Here is a 22,135-nt window from a genome sequence, read left to right on the forward strand (position 1 = left end):
CTTTGGCGGACAGGCAGTGTACAGGGATCGCGGGCATCGCTTACAAATCCCTAACACAGGTTTTTTCCTGACCGTTGCGTCAAGGCGTAGAATCCGCGGTCCTTGCGCACCTCTCGACTGGACACCTGTACGTGAACACTGCCACCGCTCCCCTCACCCGCCCCGCCCGCATCAGCCGGGAAGTGCGCGACCTGCTGACGCTCGCGCTGCCGATCATGATCGGCCAACTGGCGACCACCGCCATGAGCTTTGTCGACGCGGTGATGGCCGGACGCGTCAGCCCGCAGGATCTGGCGGCGGTGGGCCTGGGCAATTCGATCTGGATCCCGGTGTACCTGCTGATGACCGGCACGCTGCTGGCCACCACGCCGAAGGTCGCCCAGCGTTACGGAGCGGGCCGGTTCAGTGAGATCGGCCCGTTGGTACGCCAGTCATTGTGGTTGGCGGTGGTCGTCGGGGCCATCGGCGCATTGTTGCTGCTGTGCGCCGAACCGATCCTGCATGCGATGAAGGTCGAACCCGACCTGATCGCGCCATCCATGGGCTACCTGCATGGCATCGCGGCGGGCATGCCGGCGGTGGCGCTGTATTACGTGCTGCGCTGCTTCAGCGACGGCCTGGGCCGCACCCGGCCAAGCATGGTCATGGGCCTGGTCGGCCTGGGGCTGAATATTCCGCTGAACTACATCTTCATCTACGGTCATTTTGGCGTGCCGGCCATGGGCGGCGTGGGCTGCGGCTGGGCCACGGCCATCGCGATGTGGGTGATGATGCTCGGCCTGGCCGGTTGGACGCGCTGGGGCGCCGCCTACCAGAGCAGCGAACTGTTCAAACGCTTCGACTGGCCGCAGTGGGCGGTGATCAAGCGCGTGCTGGGCATTGGCCTGCCGATCGGCGTGGCGATCTTTGCCGAATCGAGCATCTTCGCGGTAATCGCCCTGCTGCTCGGCAGCCTGGGCGCCACCGTGGTGTCGGGGCATCAGATCGCGCTGAACGTAAGTTCACTGGTGTTTATGATCCCCTACTCCCTGAGCATGGCGGTCACCGTGCGCGTCGGCCAGGCCCTGGGACGTGGCGAGCCGCGTGAAGCGCGTTTCGCCGCCGGGGTCGGCATGGGCACGGCATTGGCGTACGCCTGCCTGTCCTGCAGCCTGATGCTGCTGTTGCGCGAACAGATCGCAAGTATCTACACCCCGGACCCGGTGGTGATTCACCTGGCGTCCACGCTGATCGTATTCTCAGCGCTGTTCCAGTTCTCGGACTCGATCCAGGTCACCGCCGCCGGTGCGCTGCGCGGCTACCAGGACACGCGGGTGACCATGGTACTGACGCTGTTCGCCTATTGGGGCGTGGGGCTGCCGGTGGGGTACGCCCTGGGGCTGACCGATTGGCTCGGCGAACCCAGCGGCCCGAGCGGTTTGTGGCAAGGGCTGATCGTAGGCTTGAGCTGTGCGGCGGGGATGCTGCTGGTGCGCCTGGCGCGCAGTGCACGCCGGCGCATTCGGGCCGACAAGGCACGGGGCTAATCGGCTTTCTTGCGGATCCAGTACAGATAGGTACCGGCCTGCTCCTGCTGCTCCACCAGTTCGTGGTCCAGGAACACGCAGAACTTGGGGATATCGCGGCGGGTCGACGGGTCGGTCGCGATCACCTTGAGCAAGCCGCCTGCCGGCAGGTCACGGATGTGCTGGTGCAGCATCATCACCGGTTCCGGGCAGTTGAGGCCGGTGGCGTCGAGGGTGGCGTCGACGGGCAATTCAAGACTCATATTTCACTCCTAAAACCAACCCGATCTTTTATGGGAGCGGGCTTGCTCGCGAAGACGCGGGCACATTCAACATAAATTTCGACAGTTATACCGCTTTCGCGGGCAAGCCCGCTGCCACATTCTGAGCGGTGAGTCAGCGGGCCTTGGGTTTCTTTACGCTTTCCAACCGACGCAGGTGGCACGTCACTTCTTCACGGTCGTGGTACAGCTGCTTGCAGCCGATTTCCACACGAATGCCACGCGCCTTGAAGCCTTCCTCGATGCGCTCCAGCAGGCGCTTGACCTCGGCATAGCGCTGTTTCATCGGCAACTTGAGGTTGACCACCGCCTCGCGGCAATACCCTTCGCCGATCCAGGTCTCCAGCAGCGCCGCGTTACGCGCGGGTTTCTCGACGATGTCGCAGACCATCCAGTCCACCGGCTGCTTGGGTACGAAAGTGAAACCGTCGGCCATCAGGTGCTGCACCAGACCAGTGTCCATCAGGCTCTCGGCCATCGGGCCGTTGTCGATGGCGGTCACCAGCATGCCACGGTTGACCAATTGCCAGGTCCAGCCACCGGGCGCGGCACCGAGGTCGACGCCGGTCATGTCGCCATGCAGGCGCTCGTCCCATTGATCGCGAGGAATAAAGTGGTGCCAGGCCTCTTCCAGCTTGAGCGTGGAGCGGCTCGGCGCTTCACGTGGGAACTTCAAACGCGGGATGCCCATCGGCCACATCGCCGAATTGTTCGATTCGGCCAGGCCCATAAACGCCTCGCGGCCGCTCTTGAAGGTCAGCAGCAGGCGCGGTTTGCTCGGGTCATCCACCAGCCGGCCGGCATTGAGCAGGGCTTTGCGCAGGTGCACTTCGAATTTCTTGCAGAAGTTCGACAGCTCTTTGCCGTCATTGGTGTCGACCATTTCCAGCCACAGGCTGCCGCACACCGGGAATTCGCGCAGGTGGGCAAGGATCACGCTGATGCGGTCGGTTTCCGGCAAGTCGATAAACACTCCACGCGCCCATTGCCGCGGGAAGATCAGCTCGGCAAAACGCTGGCCGTGCATCAGGCGCTGGGCGCCGTCTTCTTCGGTGCAGACAAATTCGGCGCAGGCGCTGCCGGGCTTGGCCTTGGCGTAGCCGGATACGTTCAGGCGCGCGGCAAGCTCGGCGATCTCGGAACAGACTTCGCCTTCAAACCCTGGGCGGCAGTGCATAAAAAGGGTGTTCATCAACTCTCCTGGTGACTCGACCGACATTGCGCTATCGCAATGCCGGTCATGAAAACGCGCGCATGATAGCCGAGTTCGGAACCTTGGACTTAACCATAGAGTCCAGTTATTAGCCTGCTAATCAAAACAGGGCTAACGTGATAGCTCTGTTCGTCCCGTCAGGTCCGTGGCCGTGCGGACCATAAGGAGTCGTGTCATGTCATCGCTTGATAGCCTGAGAACCCTTAAAACCCTCGAAATAGACAGCAAGACCTATCACTACTTCAGCCTGCCCGAAGCCGCCAAGAGCCTGGGCGACCTGGACAAGCTGCCGATGTCGCTCAAGGTGCTGCTGGAAAACCTGCTGCGTTGGGAAGACAACAAGACCGTCACCGGCGCCGACCTCAAGGCCATCGCCGCCTGGCTCAAAGAGCGCCAGTCCGACCGTGAGATCCAGTACCGCCCCGCCCGCGTGCTGATGCAGGATTTTACCGGTGTACCCGCCGTGGTCGACCTTGCCGCCATGCGCGCCGCCGTGGCCAAGGCCGGCGGCGACCCGCAGCGCATCAACCCGCTGTCCCCCGTCGATTTGGTGATCGACCACTCGGTGATGGTCGACAAGTTCGGCAACGCTGATGCCTTCGAGCAGAACGTCGACATCGAAATGCAGCGCAACGGCGAACGCTACGCCTTCCTGCGCTGGGGCCAGAGCGCGTTCGACAATTTCAGCGTGGTGCCGCCGGGCACCGGTATCTGTCATCAGGTCAACCTCGAATACCTGGGCCGCACGGTGTGGACCAAGGACGAAGACGGCCGCACCTATGCCTTCCCCGACACGCTGGTGGGGACCGACTCCCACACCACCATGATCAACGGCCTGGGCGTGCTCGGCTGGGGCGTGGGCGGTATCGAAGCGGAAGCGGCGATGCTCGGCCAGCCGGTGTCGATGCTGATTCCCGAAGTGATCGGCTTCAAGCTCACCGGCAAGCTCAAGGAAGGCATCACCGCCACCGACCTGGTGCTGACGGTGACCCAGATGCTGCGCAAGAAAGGCGTAGTGGGTAAATTCGTCGAGTTCTATGGCGACGGCCTGGCTGACCTGCCCCTGGCGGACCGCGCCACCATCGCCAACATGGCCCCGGAATACGGCGCCACTTGCGGCTTTTTCCCGGTCGATGAAGTGACCCTGGACTACCTGCGCCTCTCCGGCCGTCCGACAGAAACGGTGAAACTGGTCGAGGCGTACACCAAGGCCCAGGGGCTGTGGCGCAACGCTGGCCAGGAACCGGTGTTCACCGACAGCCTGGCGCTCGACATGGGCAGCGTCGAGGCCAGCCTGGCCGGGCCGAAACGCCCGCAGGACCGGGTGGCGCTGCCGAATGTCGGGCAGGCGTTCAGCGACTTCCTCGACCTGCAATTCAAGCCCACCAATAAAGAAGAAGGCCGCCTGGAAAGCGAAGGCGGCGGCGGTGTCGCCGTGGGTAATGCCGACCTCGTGGGTGAAGCCGATTACGACTTCGAAGGTCAGACCTATCGCCTGAAAAACGGCGCCGTGGTGATCGCCGCGATCACCTCCTGCACCAACACCTCCAACCCCAGCGTGATGATGGCCGCCGGCCTCGTCGCGAAAAAGGCCGTGGAAAAAGGCCTGACGCGCAAACCGTGGGTCAAAAGCTCCCTGGCGCCCGGCTCCAAAGTGGTCACCGACTACTACAAGGCCGCGGGCCTGACCCAGTACCTGGACAAGCTCGGCTTCGACCTGGTGGGGTATGGCTGCACCACCTGCATCGGCAACTCCGGGCCGTTGCCCGAGCCGATCGAAAAAGCCATCCAGAAAGCCGACCTCACCGTCGCGTCGGTGTTGTCGGGCAACCGCAACTTCGAAGGCCGCGTGCACCCCCTGGTAAAAACCAACTGGCTGGCCTCGCCGCCCCTGGTGGTGGCCTACGCCCTGGCCGGCACCGTGCGCATCGATATCAGCAGCGAGCCGTTGGGTAACGACCAGCAGGGCAACCCGGTCTACCTCAAGGACATCTGGCCCAGCAGCCAGGAAATTGCCGACGCCGTGGCCCAGGTCAACACGGGCATGTTCCACAAGGAATACGCCGAGGTGTTTGCCGGCGACGAACAGTGGCAGGCCATTGAAGTGCCGCAGGCGGCGACTTACGTGTGGCAGAAGGACTCGACCTACATCCAGCACCCACCCTTCTTCGATGACATTGCCGGCCCGTTGCCAGTGATCAAAGACATCACGGGCGCCAACGTGCTTGCGCTGCTGGGCGATTCGGTGACCACCGACCACATCTCCCCGGCCGGTAATATCAAGATCGACAGCCCCGCCGGCCGCTACCTGCGCGAACAGGGCGTGGAACCGCGTGACTTCAACTCCTACGGCTCACGCCGGGGCAACCATGAAGTGATGATGCGTGGCACCTTTGCCAACATCCGTATCCGCAATGAAATGCTCGGCGGCGAGGAAGGTGGCAATACGCTGTATATCCCCACTGGCGAGAAGATGGCGATCTACGACGCCGCGATGAAATACCAGGCCGCGGGCACGCCGCTGGTGGTGATCGCCGGGCAGGAATACGGCACCGGCTCCAGCCGCGACTGGGCGGCCAAGGGCACCAACCTGCTGGGTGTCAAAGCGGTGATTGCCGAGAGTTTCGAGCGTATCCACCGTTCCAACCTGGTGGGCATGGGCGTATTGCCGTTGCAGTTCAAGCTGGACCAGAACCGCAAGGCGCTCAAACTCACCGGTAAGGAGAAGATCGATATCCTGGGGCTGAGCGACGTGGAGATCGTGCCGCGTATGAACCTGACGCTGGTGATTACTCGGGAGGATGGCAGTACGGAGAAGGTCGAAGTGCTGTGCCGGATCGATACGCTCAATGAAGTGGAATACTTCAAATCGGGCGGCATCCTGCACTACGTGCTACGCCAATTGATCGCCTCCTAAGAACATAGGAGATCTAATGTGGGAGGGGGCACCCCCTCCCACAGATTGTTCGATCAGCCGAACAGCCACTTCCACAGCAGCACCAGCACAACCACCGCCAGTACCGGTCGCGCAATGCGGTAAGCCTTCGGATGCTTGCGCTTCCACTGTTTGACCACGCCACTGAACTTATCGCTGAAACGCTTGCTCCAGGCATACGCCTGGTTAATCCCACCCACGCGCTCGTCGTCGAGGTTCTGCGGTGCGGTGGCGCGGCCCAGCTGCTTACTGACCCAACGGTTGACACGGGTCATCAGGCGGTTACTCAGCGGACGCTCGATGTCGCAGAACAGGATCACGCGGGTCTGCTCGGTTTCGTTCTTGACCCAATGCACATAGGTTTCGTCGAACATCACGTCTTCACCGTCGCGCCAGGCGTACACCTGGCCGTCGACAAAGATGCGGCAGTCGTCGGAATTGGGCGTGGACAAGCCCAAGTGATAGCGCAGGGAGCCGGCGAACGGGTCACGGTGCGGGTTGAGGTGGCTGCCGCCCGGCAACAGCGCGAACATCGCGCCCTTGACGTTGGGAATGCTGCTCACCAACGCCACGGTTTTCGGGCACAGCGCCTCGGCCGACGGCAGCGGTTTGTCGTACCACTTGAGGTAGAAACGCTTCCAGCCCTTTTTGAAGAACGAACCGAAACCGGCGTCGTTGTTCTTTTCGGCGGCGCGGATGTAACCCTCGTCGAACAGGTGCATGGCCTCTTCGCGGATCACTTCCCAATTGTCCTTGAGCACATCCAGTTCCGGGAACTTGCTGCGGTCCAGGTACGGCTTGGACGGCACCGCCGAAAACAGGTACATCAGGGCGTTATACGGGGCGAACAGCGCCGAATGGTTGACAAACTGGCGCAACATCGGCAAACGGGCCTTGCCGCGCAGGTGCACGTACAGCGTGCTGCCGATAAACAACAGCAGCACCGACAGTTTGGCGGTCAGAGAAAAGGTCATGCGGCAACTCCTGGAAATAAGCGTCTGGCCGACAGCACCCCCTGGGCGGGATGCCAGACGTAGCAGCCGGCCATGATAAACAGTTGCGCCATTATGCAGAAGGCCCGGACCGACCAGCTGACCTGCATCAAGCCTGGTTTTCCTGCTCAGTGAACAGATCGCTGAATAACATGCTCGACAGGTAGCGCTCGCCGGAGTCCGGCAGCACCACCACGATGGTCTTGCCCTGCATCTCCGGTTTCTGCGCCAGCCGCACCGCCACCGCCATCGCGGCACCGCAGGAGATCCCGCACAAGATCCCCTCCTCCTGCATCAAACGCAGGGCCATGGCCTTGGATTCCTCGTCGCTCACCAGTTCCACGCGGTCGACCATCGACAGGTCGAGGTTCTTCGGCACAAAGCCGGCGCCGATCCCCTGGATCTTGTGTGGGCTGGGCTTGACCTCCTGACCGGCCAGGGTCTGGGTAATCACCGGCGAACCGATGGGCTCGACGGCCACCGACAGAATCGGCTTGCCCTGGATATTTTTGATATAGCGCGACACCCCGGTGATGGTGCCACCAGTGCCCACGCCCGCCACCAGCACATCCACGGCGCCGTCGGTGTCGTTCCAGATTTCCGGGCCGGTGGTTTTTTCGTGGATCGCCGGGTTGGCCGGGTTTTCGAACTGGGCCGGCATAAAGTACTGGGCCGGGTCGCTGGCGACGATCTCGCCGGCTTTCTCGATAGCGCCTTTCATGCCTTTGGCCGGCTCGGTCAGTACCAGCTCGGCGCCGAGGGCCTTGAGCACCTTGCGCCGTTCCAGGCTCATGGACGCCGGCATGGTCAGCAGCAATTTATAGCCACGGGCCGCGGCGACGAACGCCAGGCCGATGCCGGTGTTGCCGGAGGTGGGTTCGACGATGGTCATGCCCGGCTTGAGTTTGCCGCTGCTTTCGGCGTCCCAGATCATGTTTGCACCGATGCGGCACTTCACTGAGTAACCGGGGTTACGCCCTTCGATCTTGGCCAGGATGGTCACACCGCGCGGGGCGATGCGGTTGATCTGAACCAGGGGCGTATTACCGATGGAGTGCGCGTTATCTGCAAAAATGCGGCTCATGGCGGGTCCTATTGGGCGGTTGCGAAAGGTTTCAAGGGTATGCCTGGTCTTCCGGGGCGTCCAGTCGGAGGAACGTTGAGGCCGGCGCGGGAGTCCATCTGCTTACGAGCAAGGAGAACTGCCCCATGAAACGTCGCTACAGTTGGCCGCTATGGACCATCGCCGGGCTGGTGGTGGTGCTGATCGCCCTGAACATCGCGCTGCCCTACCTGGTACGCAACTACCTGAATGACAAGCTCGCCAATATGGGCGAATACCGTGGCGAAATCGCCGACGTAGACCTGGCCCTGTGGCGCGGCGCGTACCGCATCAACGGCCTGCAGATCGTCAAGGTGGACGGCAAGGTGCCGGTGCCGTTCGTCAAGGCGCCGCTGATCGAGTTCGCGGTGAGCTGGCATTCGCTGTGGTACGACCATTCCGTTGTCGCCGAAGGCCACTTTGTGCGGCCGGAAATCAACTTTGTCGACGGCGGCGCCAACAAACAGGCGTCCCAGACCGGTAAAGGCACCGACTGGCGCGAGCAATTGGGCAAGTTGTTGCCGATCACGCTCAACGAAGTGCGCATCGAAGACGGCAAGATCGCCTTCCATAACTTCAATTCCAAACCGGCGGTGAACATCAATGCCACCGGGGTCAACGCCAGCTTCTACAACCTGACCAACGTGGTCGACACCGAGGGCAGGCGCGATGCGCGCTTTGAAGGTAAAGCACTGCTGCTGGGCCAGGCCCCGCTGGAGGCCAACGCCACCTTCGACCCCTTGAGCGATTTCGAAGACTTCGAATTCCGCTTCCGTGCCCGCGACTTGCAGCTCAAGCGCATGAACGATTTCGCCTCGGCCTATGGCAAGTTCGATTTCAAGGCAGGCACCGGCGACCTGGTCATTGAAGCCCAGGCCGAAAAAGGCCAGCTGTCCGGCTACATCAAGCCGTTACTGCGGGATGTGGAAGTGTTCGACTGGCAGCAGGACGTGGAAAACAAAGACAAAAACATCTTCCGTTCGATCTGGGAGGCCGTGGTGGGCGCCAGCGAAACGGTATTGAAGAACCAGCGCAAAGACCAGTTCGCCACCCGCGTCGAGTTGAGCGGCAGCGTGCACCAGCAAAATGTCAGCGCGTTTTCGGCGGTGATTGCCATTTTGCGCAACGGGTTCATCCAGGCATTCAATGCCCGCTATGAACAGCCCAAGCCCAGTGCCGATTGAGCGCTCGGCGTGACCGGCCATTCAGAGACTGAATAGCCCGTCTGCGTTCACAGTCGCCGGGGCCGCGCGGTATAGTCCGGGCATTGATGAATTCGAGGAATGACCGATGAAGTTCGAAGGCACCCAGGCTTACGTTGCCACCGATGACCTGAAACTGGCCGTCAACGCTGCCATTACCCTGGAGCGTCCGCTGCTGGTCAAGGGCGAGCCCGGCACCGGCAAGACCATGCTCGCCGAACAACTGGCCGAGTCCTTCGGTGCCAGGTTGATTACCTGGCACATCAAGTCCACCACCAAGGCCCACCAAGGTCTGTACGAGTACGACGCGGTGAGCCGCCTGCGCGACTCGCAGCTGGGCGTGGACAAGGTGCACGACGTGCGCAACTACCTGAAAAAAGGCAAGCTCTGGGAGGCGTTCGAGTCCGAGGAGCGCGTGATTCTGCTGATCGACGAAATCGACAAGGCCGACATCGAGTTCCCCAACGACCTGTTGCAGGAACTCGACAAGATGGAGTTCTACGTCTACGAAATCGACGAGACCATCAAGGCCAAAAAGCGCCCGATCATCATCATTACCTCCAACAATGAAAAAGAGCTGCCGGACGCCTTCCTGCGCCGCTGCTTTTTCCATTACATCGCCTTCCCCGATCGCACCACCCTGCAGAAAATCGTCGACGTGCACTACCCCGACATCAAGAAAGACCTGGTCAGCGAAGCGCTGGACGTGTTTTTCGACGTGCGCAAAGTCCCTGGCCTGAAGAAAAAACCCTCCACATCCGAACTGGTGGACTGGCTCAAGCTGCTGATGGCCGACAACATCGGCGAGGCGGTGCTGCGCGAGCGCGATCCGACCAAGGCCATCCCGCCATTGGCCGGTGCCCTGGTGAAGAACGAGCAGGACGTGCAGTTGCTGGAGCGTCTGGCGTTCATGAGCCGTCGCGGTAATCGCTGATGTTGCTCAACCTGTTCAATGAAATGCGCGCAGCCAAGGTGCCGGTGTCGGTGCGCGAATTGCTCGACCTGATCAACGCGCTCAAACAACGCGTGACCTTCGCCGACATGGACGAGTTTTATTACTTGGCGCGGGCGATCCTGGTGAAGGACGAGCGGCATTTCGACAAGTTCGACCGCGCCTTCGGTGCCTATTTCAACGGCTTGGAAAAGCTCGACGATCACTTGCAGGCGCTGATCCCCGAAGACTGGCTGCGCAAGGAATTCGAGCGTTCCCTCAGCGACGAAGAACGCGCGCAGATCCAGTCCCTCGGCGGCCTGGACAAACTGATCGAGGAATTCAAGAAACGCCTGGAAGAACAGAAAGAACGCCACGCCGGCGGCAACAAGTGGATCGGCACCGGCGGCACCAGCCCGTTCGGTTCCGGCGGCTTCAACCCCGAAGGCATCCGCGTCGGCGACGCCGGCAAGCGCCAAGGCAAGGCCGTCAAAGTCTGGGACCAGCGCGAGTACAAGAACCTCGACGACCAGGTGGAACTGGGCACGCGCAATATCAAGATCGCCCTGCGTCGCCTGCGCAAATTTGCGCGCCAGGGCGCGGCGGAAGAATTGGACATCGACGGCACCATCGATCACACCGCTCGCGATGCCGGCTTGCTGAATATCCAGATGCGCCCGGAACGGCGCAACACCATCAAGTTGCTGCTGCTGTTCGATATCGGCGGTTCGATGGATGCCCATGTGAAGATCTGCGAAGAGCTGTTCTCCGCGTGCAAGACCGAGTTCAAGCACCTGGAGTACTTCTACTTCCATAACTTCGTGTACGAATCGGTGTGGAAAAACAACCAGCGCCGCACCTCGGAACGCACCTCCACCCAGGACCTGCTGCACAAGTACGGTGCCGATTACAAAGTGATCTTTATCGGCGATGCCTCGATGGCGCCGTATGAAATCACCCAGGCCGGCGGCAGCGTCGAACACTGGAACGAAGAGCCGGGGTATGTGTGGATGCAGCGCTTCATGGCCAAGTACAAGAAGCTGATCTGGATTAACCCGTATCCCAAGGACACTTGGGGGTACACCGCCTCCACCGGGATTGTGCGGGAGTTGGTGGAGGACCAGATGTATCCCCTGACACTGCGCGGGCTGGAAGAAGGCATGCGCTTTCTCTCCAAATAATGCCCGGTCCCACAGATTGGAAGCGGTGCAAATACTCTCTACAAGTACACCGACATCCAATGTGGGAGAGGGCTTGCCCCCGATTCCGATGGTGCAGTCACCGACGGATGGACTGATACACCGCTATCGGGTGCAAGCCCTTCCCGCCGTCTGGAAGCGGCGCAAATACTCGATGTGCTGCCGATGCGCCGTTTCCTGCACCACCGGCGCCAATCGCACGTTCTCCCCCGGTAGACATTGCGCCAGCCTGGCCAACGCCAAGGGTGTGAGCGCACCCAGCCGTGGGTAACCGCCAATGGTCTGCCGATCATTGAGCAGCACGATCGGCTGCCCATCCGGCGGAACCTGGATCGCCCCCAAGGGAATCCCTTCGGAGATCAACGACGGCCCCTGATACTGCAACGGCGTGCCCAGCAGACGCATGCCCATGCGGTCGGCACGGCTGTCGAGCGTCCAGTCGGTGTTGAACGCGTCAAACAGACTCTGCCCGCTGAACCGGCCGATCTGCGCGCCGACAATCACGTCCAGCGAGCCGCCGGTCGGCAAGGCGGGCTGACTCAGCTCCTGCAGGGCACCGCCCGTACCGGAATAGGCCAACCGACCGCCTTCGGCCAGCGCCTTACCCCTTCCCTCCACGCCACCGAGGGCTTCACGCACCACCGTGGCGCAACTGCCCAACACCGCCGGCGCATCAAACCCGCCCGGTGCCGCCAGGTACGCCCGCGCACCGCTGAACGGCTGGGTAAAGCGCAGACGCTGGCCCTTCTGCAGGACAAAACTGCGCCCGGGGCTGATCGCGCGCTCGTCGATAAAGGCCCCCAGGTCGGCACCGGCCAACGCCAGCAGGCAATAGTCCTCGGCCTTCACGGTAAAACCGCCGAGGGTGATTTCCACCACCGGCGCATTCAGCGCATTGCCCAGCAACCAATTGGCCCAGGCCATCGACACCCAATCCAACGCACCGCCCTGGGTTACGCCCAGATGGCGCACACCAAAACGCCCGGCGTCCTGCAACAGGCACAGCGGCGTGCTGGCCTCGATCAATAAACCGCTCATGCATGCGCCTCCAGCGGTGCGTCATCGCCACCCAACCGGATGAATTCGGCGTGATCCACCGCCTGGAAACGCACCGTGTCGCCGGGCTGCATCAGACTGTAGCCGTCGCGCTCGCGGTCGAAGAGTTTGGCCGGGGTGCGGCCGATCAGGTTCCAGCCACCCGGCGACACCACCGGGTAGGCCGCCGTCTGCCGCTCGGCGATGCCCACGCTGCCGGCCGCCACGCGTTTGCGCGGGGTGCTCAGGCGCGGGGTGGCCAGGGCTTCATCTACCAGCCCCATAAAGGCGAATCCGGGAGCAAACCCAAGGGCGAACACCTGGTATTCGTGGGCGCTGTGGCGGCGGATCACCTCATCCACCGTCAAGCCACTGCGCTGGCTGAGCAAGCCCAGTTCGGGGCCGACGCGCAGGTCGTACCATACCGGCAGGACATGGCACTTGCCGCTGCCCTGGGCCTGGGGTTGCAGGTCGGCGAGGGCTCGATCGATGCGTTGTCGCGCCTCGGCCGGGCTCAACGCGGTGAGGTCGTAATGCACCATCAGCGTTGTATAGGACGGCACCAGGTCCACCAAGGCCGGGCCGAATGCGCCGCGCAATTGCTGGGTAGCGGCGAGCATCCACGGCATATTGGCTTCGGCGATGACCTCGAACAGACGCACCATCAGGCAATCGATGGCCACCACTTCAATGCATGGTTTCATGCTGACTTCAACGCTTGGCGAATGCGTTGCACTGCGGCGATGGAGCTGGCGTTGTCGCCGTGTACGCACAACGTATTGGCCTGCAACACCAGGGCGCTGCCGTCGCTGGCGGTCAGCGGCTCGCTGCGGGCGATGGTCAGGGCTTGCTGGAGCACGGTGTCGGCGTCGTGATGCACCGCGCCCGGCAGTTGGCGCGAGACCAGGTGGCCGTGGCTGTCGTAGGCCCGGTCGGCGAACGCTTCGAACCACAGGGTCAGGCCGTATTCGTCACCCATCGCCTGGGCCGCGCTGTTGTCGCGGGTGGCCAGCAGCATCAGCGGCAGGCCGGCGTCGTAGGCCGCGATGGCCTGCATGACTGCGCGCAGCTGCGCCGGCTTGGCCATCATGTCGTTGTACAGCGCGCCGTGGGGTTTGACGTAGCTGACGCGCGCGCCCTGGGCCCGGCAGATGCCGTCGAGGGCACCGATCTGGTAGTGCAACAGGTCCTGGATTTCTTCAGGGCTGTAAGCCATCGAACGACGACCGAACCCCTGCAGATCCTGATAAGCCGGATGTGCACCGATTCGCACGCCATGCGTGAGCGCCAGGCTGACGGTCTTGCGCATGATACTCGGGTCGCCGGCATGGAAGCCGCAGGCCACGTTGGCGCAATCGATGAACGGCATGACCTCGGCGTCCAGACCCATGGTCCAGTTGCCAAAGCTTTCGCCGATATCACAGTTCAGTAGCAGGCGGCTCACGGTGGTCGCTCCTGTAGGCTTTGTTATTTTGTAGTGTGGGATTTTTACCGCAGGACACGCAACTTGTCCTGGCACCCCCACGCCGCTTATCGTGGAACGAACCGATTTTTGGCGCTGGCCCCGTGCCGCGTCCAACTAATAAAAACCGATCCAAGCATAAGAAAAAGTTGATCCCATGAATTTGAAGTTCCTCGAAACCTTCGTCTGGGTCGCCAGGCTCAAGAGCTTTCGCCTGACCGCCGAAAAGCTGTTCACCACCCAGGCATCGATCTCCAGCCGCATCGCCGTGCTGGAAAGCGAACTGGGGGTCAAGCTGTTCCTGCGCGATTCGCGGGGTGTGAGCCTGACCCCGGAAGGCGTCAAGGTGCTCGATTACGCCGAACAGATGATGGTGACCCTGCAAGGTTTGAAGCAGTCCCTGGAGACCACCAGCAGTAAGGTCGGACGGATTCGGATCGGCGCCATGGACACGGTGATCCACACCTGGCTCAGCCCGCTGGTGGCGGAATTGATGGACCGTTTCCCGCTGGTGGAAATCGAATTGGTCGCCGATACCGCACTGAACCTCAGCGATCAGCTGCAAAAAGGCTTCCTCGACCTGATTCTGCAAACCGACCTGCTGCGCCTGGAAACCGTGCGCAGCCTGGAGCTGGGCAGCCACCCCATGGCCTGGATCGTCGCCAGCCAGTCGATCTACAACCGCGACTATGCGTCCCTCGCCGACCTGGCCCAGGAGCGCATCATCACCTATTCGAAAAACTCCCACCCGCACCAGGACGTTATCCGCCTGATGCAGGCCAACGGCGTCGCCGCGCCGCGCATGAACTGCGTGAACTCGGTGTCGGCGATCACCCGCCTGCTGCGCGACGGCTTCGGCATCGGCGCCCTGCCGCCGGTGCTGGTCAGCGAAGAACTGGCGCGCGGCGAACTGTTGATGCTGCCCATGGAGCAACGTTTGCCGAACCTGCAGGTGGTGGTGTCGTGGCGCGTTGGGGTGGAATTGGTGGAGGAGATCGTGGGGTTGTGCCAGAAGGTGGTGGCCCGGTATGCCGAGGAAGTTGGCGAAGAACGGATGGTGCTGGCAGTTGAATAAACCGGATATGAATGTGGGAGGGGGCACCCCTCCCACAGTTGACCGAGTTGGGCGTTAGAGGCCCTTGAGGTCCCGCTCCTCAATCGGCCGGCTTTGGCGCAGGCGCTTGCCGCCCAGCACGATCCAGTCGATCAACCGGTACAGGCATTCCAAGCCGAACGACAACAGCATCGCCCCGCCCAGGCCCCAGCCCATGGCTTCGGGAGTCAGCAGGATCTGGTAGCTGTAGCCGTTCCAGGTTTCCAGGCGGATATCCGGATCGGCGGCCACCGCCACTTGCAGCGCGCGGATGTACCACGGGCCCTGCATGGCCTGGAATTGCTTGTCCAGCGCCACCTGGCGATCAAGCAAGGCGCCCAGGCTGCTGGCATCGCTCTGGAACACCGGGTCATCGCTGGCCCGGTAATGCTCGACCAGGGCGTGCATATCTCCCTTGAAGAACTGCTGCGCCGTGGTTTCGAAGCCGCGCAGGCTGGTCTGGGCCTCGATCAGGTGGGCCTCGACGCGCTTGGCATAATCGCTGATAAACCCCGGCACCTGCACACCGACCAACAGGCCAAAGGCAAACAGCACCAACCGCAGATAGCTGAGCAACATAGTCGATGTCCTTACTCGGTAATGCCCTGGCTGACGCATTCACCGCGCCGCCACAGGCTCCATTGACCCGGTTCGTAGCGGGTCCAGTTTTCGTTGTCGGTCAGGGGTTCGGTGGCAATCACCGTGACCACGTCGTTGGGGGTGGTTTCGGCCTGAAAGTCGACGATCACGTCGACATCTTTCAAGCGCGCCGGGCCGAACGGTGCACGTCGGGTGATCTGGGCCAGTTTGGTCGAGCAATAGCAGAACAGCCAGTCGCCATCGCTGAGCAGGCAGTTGAAGACGCCTTTGCTGCGGTATTCGGTGCAGGCCGCGATCAGGTCCGGCAGCACCTGCTCCAGGTCCACCGGCTCTGGGAAGGCTTCGCGCACGCGGTTGAGTAAATCGCAGAACGCCGCTTCGCTGTCGGTATCGCCCACCGGCCGATAGAACGTGGCGCGCGGGGCGAAGTCCGCCAGTTGGCCGTTGTGGGCAAAACACCAGTTGCGCCCCCACAGCTCGCGCACGAACGGGTGGGTATTGGCCAGGCTCACCTTGCCCACGTTGGCCTGGCGGATATGACCGATCACCACTTCGCTCTTGATGGGGTAACGCTGCACCAGCAGCGCAACTTCCGATTCGCTGCTCGCGGCCGGGTCTTGGAACAGGCGCAGGCCACGGCCTTCGTAGAACGCGATGCCCCAACCGTCGCGGTGGGGCCCGGTGCGCCCGCCACGCTGCATCAGCCCGGTAAAGCTGAACACGATATCGGTGGGGACGTTGGCACTCATGCCCAATAATTCACACATGCCAGGGCTCTCGCTGCAGGGCTTACAACGTTAAAGGCGCGGTTCGACCCGCATACCGCTGACGGGCGCCGGACGCCGGAAGGGTTCGTCATCCTCCGGGTCTTCGGCGGCCAGGGCGGCGTCGGTGGCGGCCTTGCGTTCACGGCGTGCCTTGGCGGCGCGCTCGATGGGCCAGCGGATCAACACGAAGACCAGGTACACGCCGAATGCGATCATGGTGTACATGAACAAATCGGAAATGGCCCGCCAGGCGTTATTGCCAACCTTGAGCACCAGGTCCAGCGCGGTGATGGCCACGGCCGGCGCGAACTGGGTCTTGACCGGGTCGACGATGGTGGGGCTCAGCAGCAGCACCGCCATCAGCAATTGCAGCGGCTCGCGCAGCCAGCGCCAGATCCAGCGCGTCATGCGCCACCACACCAACAGGCAGCCCAAAGCGGCGAAGGCGTACAGGCCCCAAGCGGTCAGATAGTCGTTCTCGGTCATGGTGTCCATGGCAAGGTAGGCAAACAGGCGGCTATGATAACGGCTTTTGCGTGTCGCGGCTGCAATGCCGGCCACCTTCCGCCAGACAGAGAGTGATCCATGCCGTCATCGACCCACATCACTGCCGCCCCGATTGCCCGCAAGGCCCCCGGCCAGGACCCGTACGCCTGGCTGCAAGAACGTGACAGCGCCGAAGTGCTCGATTATCTCAAGGCCGAAAACGCCTGGCAGGAAGCCCAGCTCGCCGACCAAGCCGCGCTGCGCGAAAGCCTGTTCGAAGAGATCAAGGGGCGCATCCTCGAAACCGACCTGTCACTGCCCTCACCCTGGGGCCCGTACCTGTATTACACGCGCACCACCGCCGGTGACGAATATGCGCGTCACTACCGCTGCCGTCGCCCGGCCGACGACAGCACCCAGGTGGATGAAAGCAGCGAGGAATTGTTGCTGGACCCGAACGAACTGGCCAACGGCGGCTTCTTCTCCCTCGGCGCGTTCAGCATCAGCCCCGACCACCAGCGCCTGGCCTACAGCCTCGATACCAGTGGCGACGAGATCTACACCCTGTACGTGAAGGAATTGGCCACCGACAAGGTCAGCGAACTGGTATTCGATAATTGCGACGGCAGCATGACCTGGGCCAACGACAGCCTGACGCTGTTCTTCGGCGAGCTGGACGATACCCATCGCCCGCACAAACTGTATCGCTATCGCCTGGATGGTACGGCGGCTCAGGAAGTCTTCCACGAGCCTGACGGACGGTTCTTCCTGCATTGCTACCGTTCAAGCTCCGAACGCCAGCTGCTGCTGGCCCTGGGCAGCAAGACCACCAGCGAAATCTGGGCGCTGGACGCCAACCAGCCGCACTTGGACTTCACCTGCCTGGCGCCACGGGTCGAGGATCACGAATACGATGTGGACCACGGCCAGCTCGATGGCGAGTGGACCTGGTTTATCCGCAGCAACCGCGATGGCATCAACTACGCGTTGTTCGTCGCCGCCGATACCGGCGAGGTACCCACCGAAGCCCACTGGCGCAACCTGATCCCGCACCGCGACGACGTAATGCTCGACGGCGTGAGCCTGAACGCCAGCGCCATGACCCTGAGCCTGCGCATCGGCGGCTTGCCGGTGATCGAAGTGCATCCCCAGGACCTGGCGGCCTACCGCGTCGAATTGCCCGACGCCGCCTACAGTCTCTACGTACAGAACAGCCTGGAATTTCCCAGCGACAGGATCCGCCTGCGCTATGAAGCGCTGAACCGTCCGGCCCAGGTGCGCCAACTGGAGTTGGCCAGCGGTGCGCAGCAGGTGCTCAAGGAAACCCCGGTGCTTGGCGTATTCAATGCCGACGACTACGTGAGCCAGCGCCTGTGGGCCACGTCGGCCGATGGCACTCAAGTGCCGATCAGCCTGGTGGTCAGGCGCGATCAGTTGGGCAAGCCGACGCCGTTGTACCTGTACGGCTACGGCGCTTACGGTTCGAGCCTGGACCCGTGGTTCTCCCACGCGCGCCTGAGCCTGCTGGACCGAGGCGTTGCGTTTGCGATTGCGCATGTGCGCGGCGGTGGCGAGTTGGGCGAAGCCTGGTATCGCAACGGCAAGCAGGAGCACAAGCAGAACACCTTCAGCGACTTTATCGCCTGCGCCGAACACTTGATCGCCCAGGGCCTGACCACTTCCAAGCAACTGGCCATCAGCGGCGGCAGTGCCGGCGGCCTGTTGATCGGCGCCGTTCTCAACCAGCGCCCCGAGCTGTTCCAGGCGGCGATTGCCGAAGTGCCGTTCGTGGATGTGCTCAACACCATGCTCGACCCGGAACTGCCGCTGACCGTCACTGAGTACGACGAGTGGGGTAACCCCGAAGATCCGGAGGTCTACGCACGGATCAAGGCCTACGCGCCGTACGAAAATGTACGGGCACAGGCTTACCCTGCCCTGCTGGTGATCGCCGGCTACAACGACAGCCGCGTGCAGTACTGGGAAGCGGCCAAATGGGTGGCCAAGCTGCGGGACACCAAGACCGACGATAACCTGCTGCTGCTCAAGACCGAACTGGGCGCCGGCCACGGTGGGATGAGCGGCCGCTATCAGGGATTACGTGATGTAGCGCTCGAATATGCATTTGTATTCAAGGCGCTCGGGCTGATTTAGGAACTTAGTGCGGCGGTTCGGTCTGAACACAGGACCGCCACTGTTTGATGGACCAAATTGCAGCTATGCCACCACCTACCCAACTCAATAATGAAATCCGCGACATGCTCATGGACTGCGGATTATTCGATCCGCTGCTGCCGGAAGATTTTCATATCGCCGCCGGCTACTTCAACATCAGCAGCATTGCCCAGGGCGAAGTGATTTTTCTCGAGGGCGATGCGGGCACCTTCATGTGCATCATCCACAGCGGCCAGGTGGCGGTGCAGAAAACACCTCACGAAGGTCAACCCGTGACCATCGCCACCCTGCGCAGCGGCCGCACCTTTGGCGAGATGGCGGTGCTAGACGGCGAGCGGCGCTCGGCCAGTTGCATGGCCGCCAGCGACTGCGTGCTGTTGAACCTGGGCAAGGACTCCCTGGAGAAAATGCTCAACGAAGCGCCGCGGGTGGCCGCCAAGATCATCCGCGCCATTGCGATTGCCTTGTCCAAGCGCCTGCGCATGGCCGACGGGCAACTGCTGGCCCAGCAGTTCTAGCCGCCGGGTGTCTTCGGCTTGCTGTCGTTCTGCTGCAGGCCGGGCACCGGCTGATCCTTGGGCGGCGTCGGCAAGACAATGGGCGCCAGGGGCGGCGAGCCGTTTGTCTTCGGCACCGCTGGCGGCGTGACCTGAGGGTAGAGGGTGGGCGTTGGGGTGCCCGGTGCGCCAGGCGTGGGCGCGGGGGCGACCGGTACGGTTTGCAACTCCTGAGCCTGCGCCGCACCCAATGTGAGCGCGCTCAACACAATGACCGTTAGAATGCTGCACTTCATCGATGGCTCCATGGCCTGACCGGAATGTCCTAAGGCTACTCCCAACCGCGCAAGAATGCCCTTCCCAATGAGATTTCCATGAAACGTTTCGTTCTGCTGGACACCACCCCGATCCCCGACAACGGCGGCGCTTTGTGCCTGTTCGAATATGGCGAGGATTTTGTCATCAAGATCCAGGGCGGCGACGGTGGCCAGTTGATGAATACGCGCATGCACGGTTCCGAAGACGCACTGGCCGAAATTCCCTGCCGCAAGGTCGCCGGCCGGCCGGGCTCGCGGGTCTTGATCGGCGGCCTGGGCATGGGCTTCACCCTGGCCTCGGCCCTCAAGCACCTGGGCAAGAGCGCCGAAGTGGTGGTGGCGGAGTTGGTGCCTGGCGTCGTGGAATGGAACCGAGGGCCGCTGGGGGAAAAATCCGGTCGGCCATTGCTGGACCCGCGCACGGTGATCCGCCAGGAAGACGTGGCCAAGGTGCTGCAGGCCGAACCCCAGGGCTTTGACGCGATCATGCTCGACGTCGACAACGGCCCCGAAGGTCTCACGCAAAAGGCCAACAGTTGGCTTTATTCGGCCGGTGGCCTGGCCGCCTGCGCCAAGGCCCTGCGCCCCAAGGGCGTGCTGGCCGTGTGGTCGGCCAGCGCGGATAAGCTGTTCAGCGACAAACTGCGCAAGGCGGGCTTCAGGGCCGAGGAAGTGCAGGTGTTCGCCCATGGCAACAAGGGCACCCGGCACACCATATGGATAGCGGAAAAGCTTAAGGGCTGAATCACGCTGTGTCGTGGCTATCGGGGGCACGTGGAATCGTCACACCGCCCTTCCCACATCAGTGATGGGAGTGGCGGTAGTCGATCACGTACGGCACTTTTTTCTCGAAGGTTTTCTCCAGCTCATCGCGGTCCAACTGGGGCATGCCGCCCAGTTGACGGGCCGTGAAACCGCTGTCGCCTACCTGCGCGCCCGGCGCCAGGCTGACCATGCGTTTGGCGACCGCTTCAATCGCGTCACGATAGCCGCCCTTCTTGTTCAGGTTGTACGCCGTCAAATCCACTTGGGTACGCAGCCAGTTGCCCCAGTAGAACTCCAGGAATTCCGGCGCCACTTCACCCTCGTCCGGTTTGCCGTAGGCCGCCTTGCGAGTGAAGTACACCAGGCTGCGGAAGGTGTCGTCCTGCAGGGATTTGAAGCCCAGGTGGGCCGGCAACTGCTCGGGCCGCAGGGGCTGGCCCTGGTTATCCTTGAGCCAGACCTTGCGTGCAGCCTCCATGCGCTGCCAGAAAACAGCCAGGTTCGGGCTGTCGCTGAAGTCGTCGGTGACCTTGACCCACATTTTCAACCGAGGCCCGCCGCCTGGGGTTTCCCACAGTGTGGTGAAGCTGTGGTGACCATCGGTCAGGTACAACTGACCGCCCAGGCCCACCACCACGGTTTTCATGTCGGACGCATGGGTGCCTACCGGGCTGGCGCAGCTGAAACTGGCGGGCTGGCGCAGGTCGGCGTTTTTCGGCACGTTGGCGGCCTCGCCCTGGCCGTTGGTTTCGCAGTATTCATCGAAGGCCTTGGCGGGCTTGGCGGCAAACAGTCCGAGGCTGTAATGGATCTGATCGAACCCCACCACCGCCTGGGTCGGGTGCAGCTGTTCGAGGGTCACTTCGATCACCTGCCCCGGCTTGGGCGCCGACAACGCCTGAGCTTGAGCGGCAACCACACACAGCAGCAGTGCAACAGTCCATGATGACCAACGCATGACTTCCCATTCCTTATCGATAAAGTGAATCGAACCTAGCGGTCATTTGCGGCGCGAGCGGCTAGAATCAACACTGTCCGTGACCCACCTAATAGCCAGGAGCCATGATGAGCTCGAGCAACCCGCCCTCCCACACCGCCAAGCTGGACCGCATCCTCGCCGATGCCCAGCGCGACCGCGAAATGGGCTACCGCGACAAAGCGCTGAAGATGTACCCGCACGTGTGCGGCCGCTGCGCCCGCGAATTCTCCGGCAAGCGCCTGAGTGAACTGACGGTACACCACCGCAACCACAATCATGATGACAATCCCCAGGACGGCTCCAACTGGGAATTGCTGTGTCTGTATTGCCATGACAACGAGCACTCGCGCTACACCGACCAGCAGTACTTCGGCGAAGGCTCCACCAGCAGCCCGACGATTGCCAAGGCCACCCACAACCCGTTCGCGGCATTGGCGGGGTTGATGAAGAAAGACGACTGAAGATTGTCGTCGTCCGTTGCGCCTGCCTCCCACAGATGAAGGGGCTCACAATAGACAGGTGAGAGGGGGCTTGCCCCAATGCCAGTCAGTTAAGGAGGAACACTGTAACTGTGGCGAGCGGGCTTGCCCCGCGCTGGG

General features: G+C 62.3%; 22 protein-coding genes. 10 read left to right on the forward strand and 12 right to left on the reverse strand.

Features of this window, described 5'->3' with window-relative positions; all coding sequences use genetic code 11:
* Positions 1-131 precede the first annotated feature (131 nt).
* Positions 132-1,526 carry an MATE family efflux transporter gene (locus tag OSC50_RS16850; protein WP_266248472.1) on the forward strand — a complete coding sequence of 465 codons (1,395 nt, stop codon included), beginning with the start codon at positions 132-134 and terminating at the stop codon, positions 1,524-1,526.
* Here the strand turns inward: OSC50_RS16850 and tusA are convergent.
* Together tusA and rlmM are read right to left on the reverse strand one after the other, a co-directional pair.
* Positions 1,523-1,768 carry a sulfurtransferase TusA gene (gene tusA / locus OSC50_RS16855; RefSeq protein ID WP_034096464.1) on the reverse strand — a complete coding sequence of 82 codons (246 nt, stop codon included), beginning with the start codon at positions 1,766-1,768 and terminating at the stop codon, positions 1,523-1,525. The two genes, OSC50_RS16850 and tusA, sit on opposite strands and share 4 nt — an antisense overlap.
* A gap of 133 nt (positions 1,769-1,901) precedes the next feature.
* Positions 1,902-2,978, reverse strand: coding sequence for a 23S rRNA (cytidine(2498)-2'-O)-methyltransferase RlmM (rlmM, locus tag OSC50_RS16860; RefSeq protein ID WP_266248469.1), 1,077 nt, complete (start codon positions 2,976-2,978; stop codon positions 1,902-1,904).
* Positions 2,979-3,174: 196 nt separating this feature from the next.
* On the opposite strand from rlmM, the gene acnA reads away from it, so the two are divergent.
* Entirely contained in the window at positions 3,175-5,916 is a 2,742-nt protein-coding gene (gene acnA / locus OSC50_RS16865) for an aconitate hydratase AcnA (protein ID WP_266248467.1), read from the forward strand.
* 53 nt (positions 5,917-5,969) lie between these two features.
* On the opposite strand, the gene OSC50_RS16870 is transcribed toward acnA, so the two are convergent.
* Together OSC50_RS16870 and cysK are read right to left on the reverse strand one after the other, a co-directional pair.
* Positions 5,970-6,908, reverse strand: coding sequence for an aspartyl/asparaginyl beta-hydroxylase domain-containing protein (locus OSC50_RS16870; protein WP_253511265.1), 939 nt, complete (start codon positions 6,906-6,908; stop codon positions 5,970-5,972).
* Between the two features lie 127 nt (positions 6,909-7,035).
* Positions 7,036-8,010 (reverse strand): cysteine synthase A, encoded by a 975-nt coding sequence (cysK, locus tag OSC50_RS16875; protein WP_181078033.1) that lies wholly within the window; start codon positions 8,008-8,010, stop codon positions 7,036-7,038.
* 125 nt (positions 8,011-8,135) lie between these two features.
* Between cysK and OSC50_RS16880 the strand changes: the two genes are divergently transcribed.
* The 3 genes from OSC50_RS16880 to OSC50_RS16890 all read left to right on the forward strand — a co-directional run bounded on the left by OSC50_RS16880 (position 8,136) and on the right by OSC50_RS16890 (position 11,342).
* Positions 8,136-9,212: a DUF748 domain-containing protein gene (locus tag OSC50_RS16880; RefSeq protein WP_266248464.1), complete on the forward strand. Its 1,077-nt coding sequence runs from the start codon at positions 8,136-8,138 to the stop codon at positions 9,210-9,212.
* A 106-nt stretch (positions 9,213-9,318) separates the two neighbouring features.
* Positions 9,319-10,164: an AAA family ATPase gene (locus OSC50_RS16885; protein WP_003189627.1), complete on the forward strand. Its 846-nt coding sequence runs from the start codon at positions 9,319-9,321 to the stop codon at positions 10,162-10,164.
* Positions 10,164-11,342, forward strand: a complete 1,179-nt coding sequence (locus OSC50_RS16890; protein ID WP_181078029.1) for a vWA domain-containing protein — start codon at positions 10,164-10,166, stop codon at positions 11,340-11,342. Before OSC50_RS16885 ends, OSC50_RS16890 begins: the two co-directional genes overlap by 1 nt.
* 123 nt (positions 11,343-11,465) lie before the next feature.
* Here the strand turns inward: OSC50_RS16890 and OSC50_RS16895 are convergent, their stop codons facing one another.
* The 3 genes from OSC50_RS16895 to OSC50_RS16905 are packed head-to-tail and all read right to left on the reverse strand — an operon-like array spanning position 11,466 to position 13,839.
* Entirely contained in the window at positions 11,466-12,398 is a 933-nt protein-coding gene (locus OSC50_RS16895; protein WP_266248462.1) for a 5-oxoprolinase subunit C family protein, read from the reverse strand.
* Positions 12,395-13,099 carry a 5-oxoprolinase subunit PxpB gene (gene pxpB, locus OSC50_RS16900; protein WP_253511256.1) on the reverse strand — a complete coding sequence of 235 codons (705 nt, stop codon included), beginning with the start codon at positions 13,097-13,099 and terminating at the stop codon, positions 12,395-12,397. The genes OSC50_RS16895 and pxpB overlap by 4 nt, the downstream gene beginning before the upstream one ends.
* On the reverse strand, positions 13,096-13,839 hold the full coding sequence (locus OSC50_RS16905; RefSeq protein WP_253511253.1) for a 5-oxoprolinase subunit PxpA: 744 nt from the start codon (positions 13,837-13,839) through the stop codon (positions 13,096-13,098). Before OSC50_RS16905 ends, pxpB begins: the two co-directional genes overlap by 4 nt.
* A gap of 175 nt (positions 13,840-14,014) precedes the next feature.
* Here OSC50_RS16905 and OSC50_RS16910 point away from each other — a divergent pair, with 175 nt between their 5' ends.
* Entirely contained in the window at positions 14,015-14,932 is a 918-nt protein-coding gene (locus OSC50_RS16910; RefSeq protein WP_253511250.1) for a LysR family transcriptional regulator, read from the forward strand.
* 54 nt (positions 14,933-14,986) lie between these two features.
* Here OSC50_RS16910 and OSC50_RS16915 read toward each other — a convergent pair whose 3' ends face one another.
* From OSC50_RS16915 to OSC50_RS16925, 3 genes are read right to left on the reverse strand one after another with little or no spacing between them, the layout of a single operon-like run.
* Positions 14,987-15,529, reverse strand: coding sequence for a DUF2937 family protein (locus OSC50_RS16915; protein ID WP_253511247.1), 543 nt, complete (start codon positions 15,527-15,529; stop codon positions 14,987-14,989).
* A gap of 11 nt (positions 15,530-15,540) precedes the next feature.
* Positions 15,541-16,317 (reverse strand): class II glutamine amidotransferase, encoded by a 777-nt coding sequence (locus tag OSC50_RS16920; RefSeq protein ID WP_181078017.1) that lies wholly within the window; start codon positions 16,315-16,317, stop codon positions 15,541-15,543.
* A 30-nt stretch (positions 16,318-16,347) separates the two neighbouring features.
* Positions 16,348-16,878, reverse strand: a complete 531-nt coding sequence (locus OSC50_RS16925; protein ID WP_181078015.1) for an MFS transporter — start codon at positions 16,876-16,878, stop codon at positions 16,348-16,350.
* A 24-nt stretch (positions 16,879-16,902) separates the two neighbouring features.
* On the opposite strand from OSC50_RS16925, the gene OSC50_RS16930 reads away from it, so the two are divergent.
* Both OSC50_RS16930 and OSC50_RS16935 read left to right on the forward strand, forming a co-directional pair.
* Positions 16,903-18,957 carry a S9 family peptidase gene (locus OSC50_RS16930; RefSeq protein WP_266248457.1) on the forward strand — a complete coding sequence of 685 codons (2,055 nt, stop codon included), beginning with the start codon at positions 16,903-16,905 and terminating at the stop codon, positions 18,955-18,957.
* A 65-nt stretch (positions 18,958-19,022) separates the two neighbouring features.
* Positions 19,023-19,496, forward strand: a complete 474-nt coding sequence (locus OSC50_RS16935; protein WP_181078011.1) for a cyclic nucleotide-binding domain-containing protein — start codon at positions 19,023-19,025, stop codon at positions 19,494-19,496.
* On the opposite strand, the gene OSC50_RS16940 is transcribed toward OSC50_RS16935, so the two are convergent.
* The gene (locus OSC50_RS16940; protein ID WP_181078009.1) at positions 19,493-19,771 is read right to left on the reverse strand and encodes a hypothetical protein; all 279 of its coding nucleotides are present in this window, start codon (positions 19,769-19,771) and stop codon (positions 19,493-19,495) included. The two genes, OSC50_RS16935 and OSC50_RS16940, sit on opposite strands and share 4 nt — an antisense overlap.
* A 78-nt stretch (positions 19,772-19,849) precedes the next feature.
* On the opposite strand from OSC50_RS16940, the gene OSC50_RS16945 reads away from it, so the two are divergent.
* Positions 19,850-20,536: a spermidine synthase gene (locus OSC50_RS16945; protein ID WP_266248454.1), complete on the forward strand. Its 687-nt coding sequence runs from the start codon at positions 19,850-19,852 to the stop codon at positions 20,534-20,536.
* A 58-nt stretch (positions 20,537-20,594) separates the two neighbouring features.
* Here the strand turns inward: OSC50_RS16945 and OSC50_RS16950 are convergent, their stop codons facing one another.
* On the reverse strand, positions 20,595-21,515 hold the full coding sequence (locus OSC50_RS16950; RefSeq protein WP_266248452.1) for a ParB/Srx family N-terminal domain-containing protein: 921 nt from the start codon (positions 21,513-21,515) through the stop codon (positions 20,595-20,597).
* A gap of 107 nt (positions 21,516-21,622) precedes the next feature.
* Between OSC50_RS16950 and OSC50_RS16955 the strand changes: the two genes are divergently transcribed.
* Complete coding sequence (locus tag OSC50_RS16955; protein WP_181078004.1) at positions 21,623-21,997, forward strand: YajD family HNH nuclease; 375 nt, start codon at positions 21,623-21,625, stop codon at positions 21,995-21,997.
* Positions 21,998-22,135: the final 138 nt, after the last annotated feature.

The organism is Pseudomonas quebecensis (assembly GCF_026410085.1).
GTDB lineage: Bacteria > Pseudomonadota > Gammaproteobacteria > Pseudomonadales > Pseudomonadaceae > Aquipseudomonas > Aquipseudomonas quebecensis.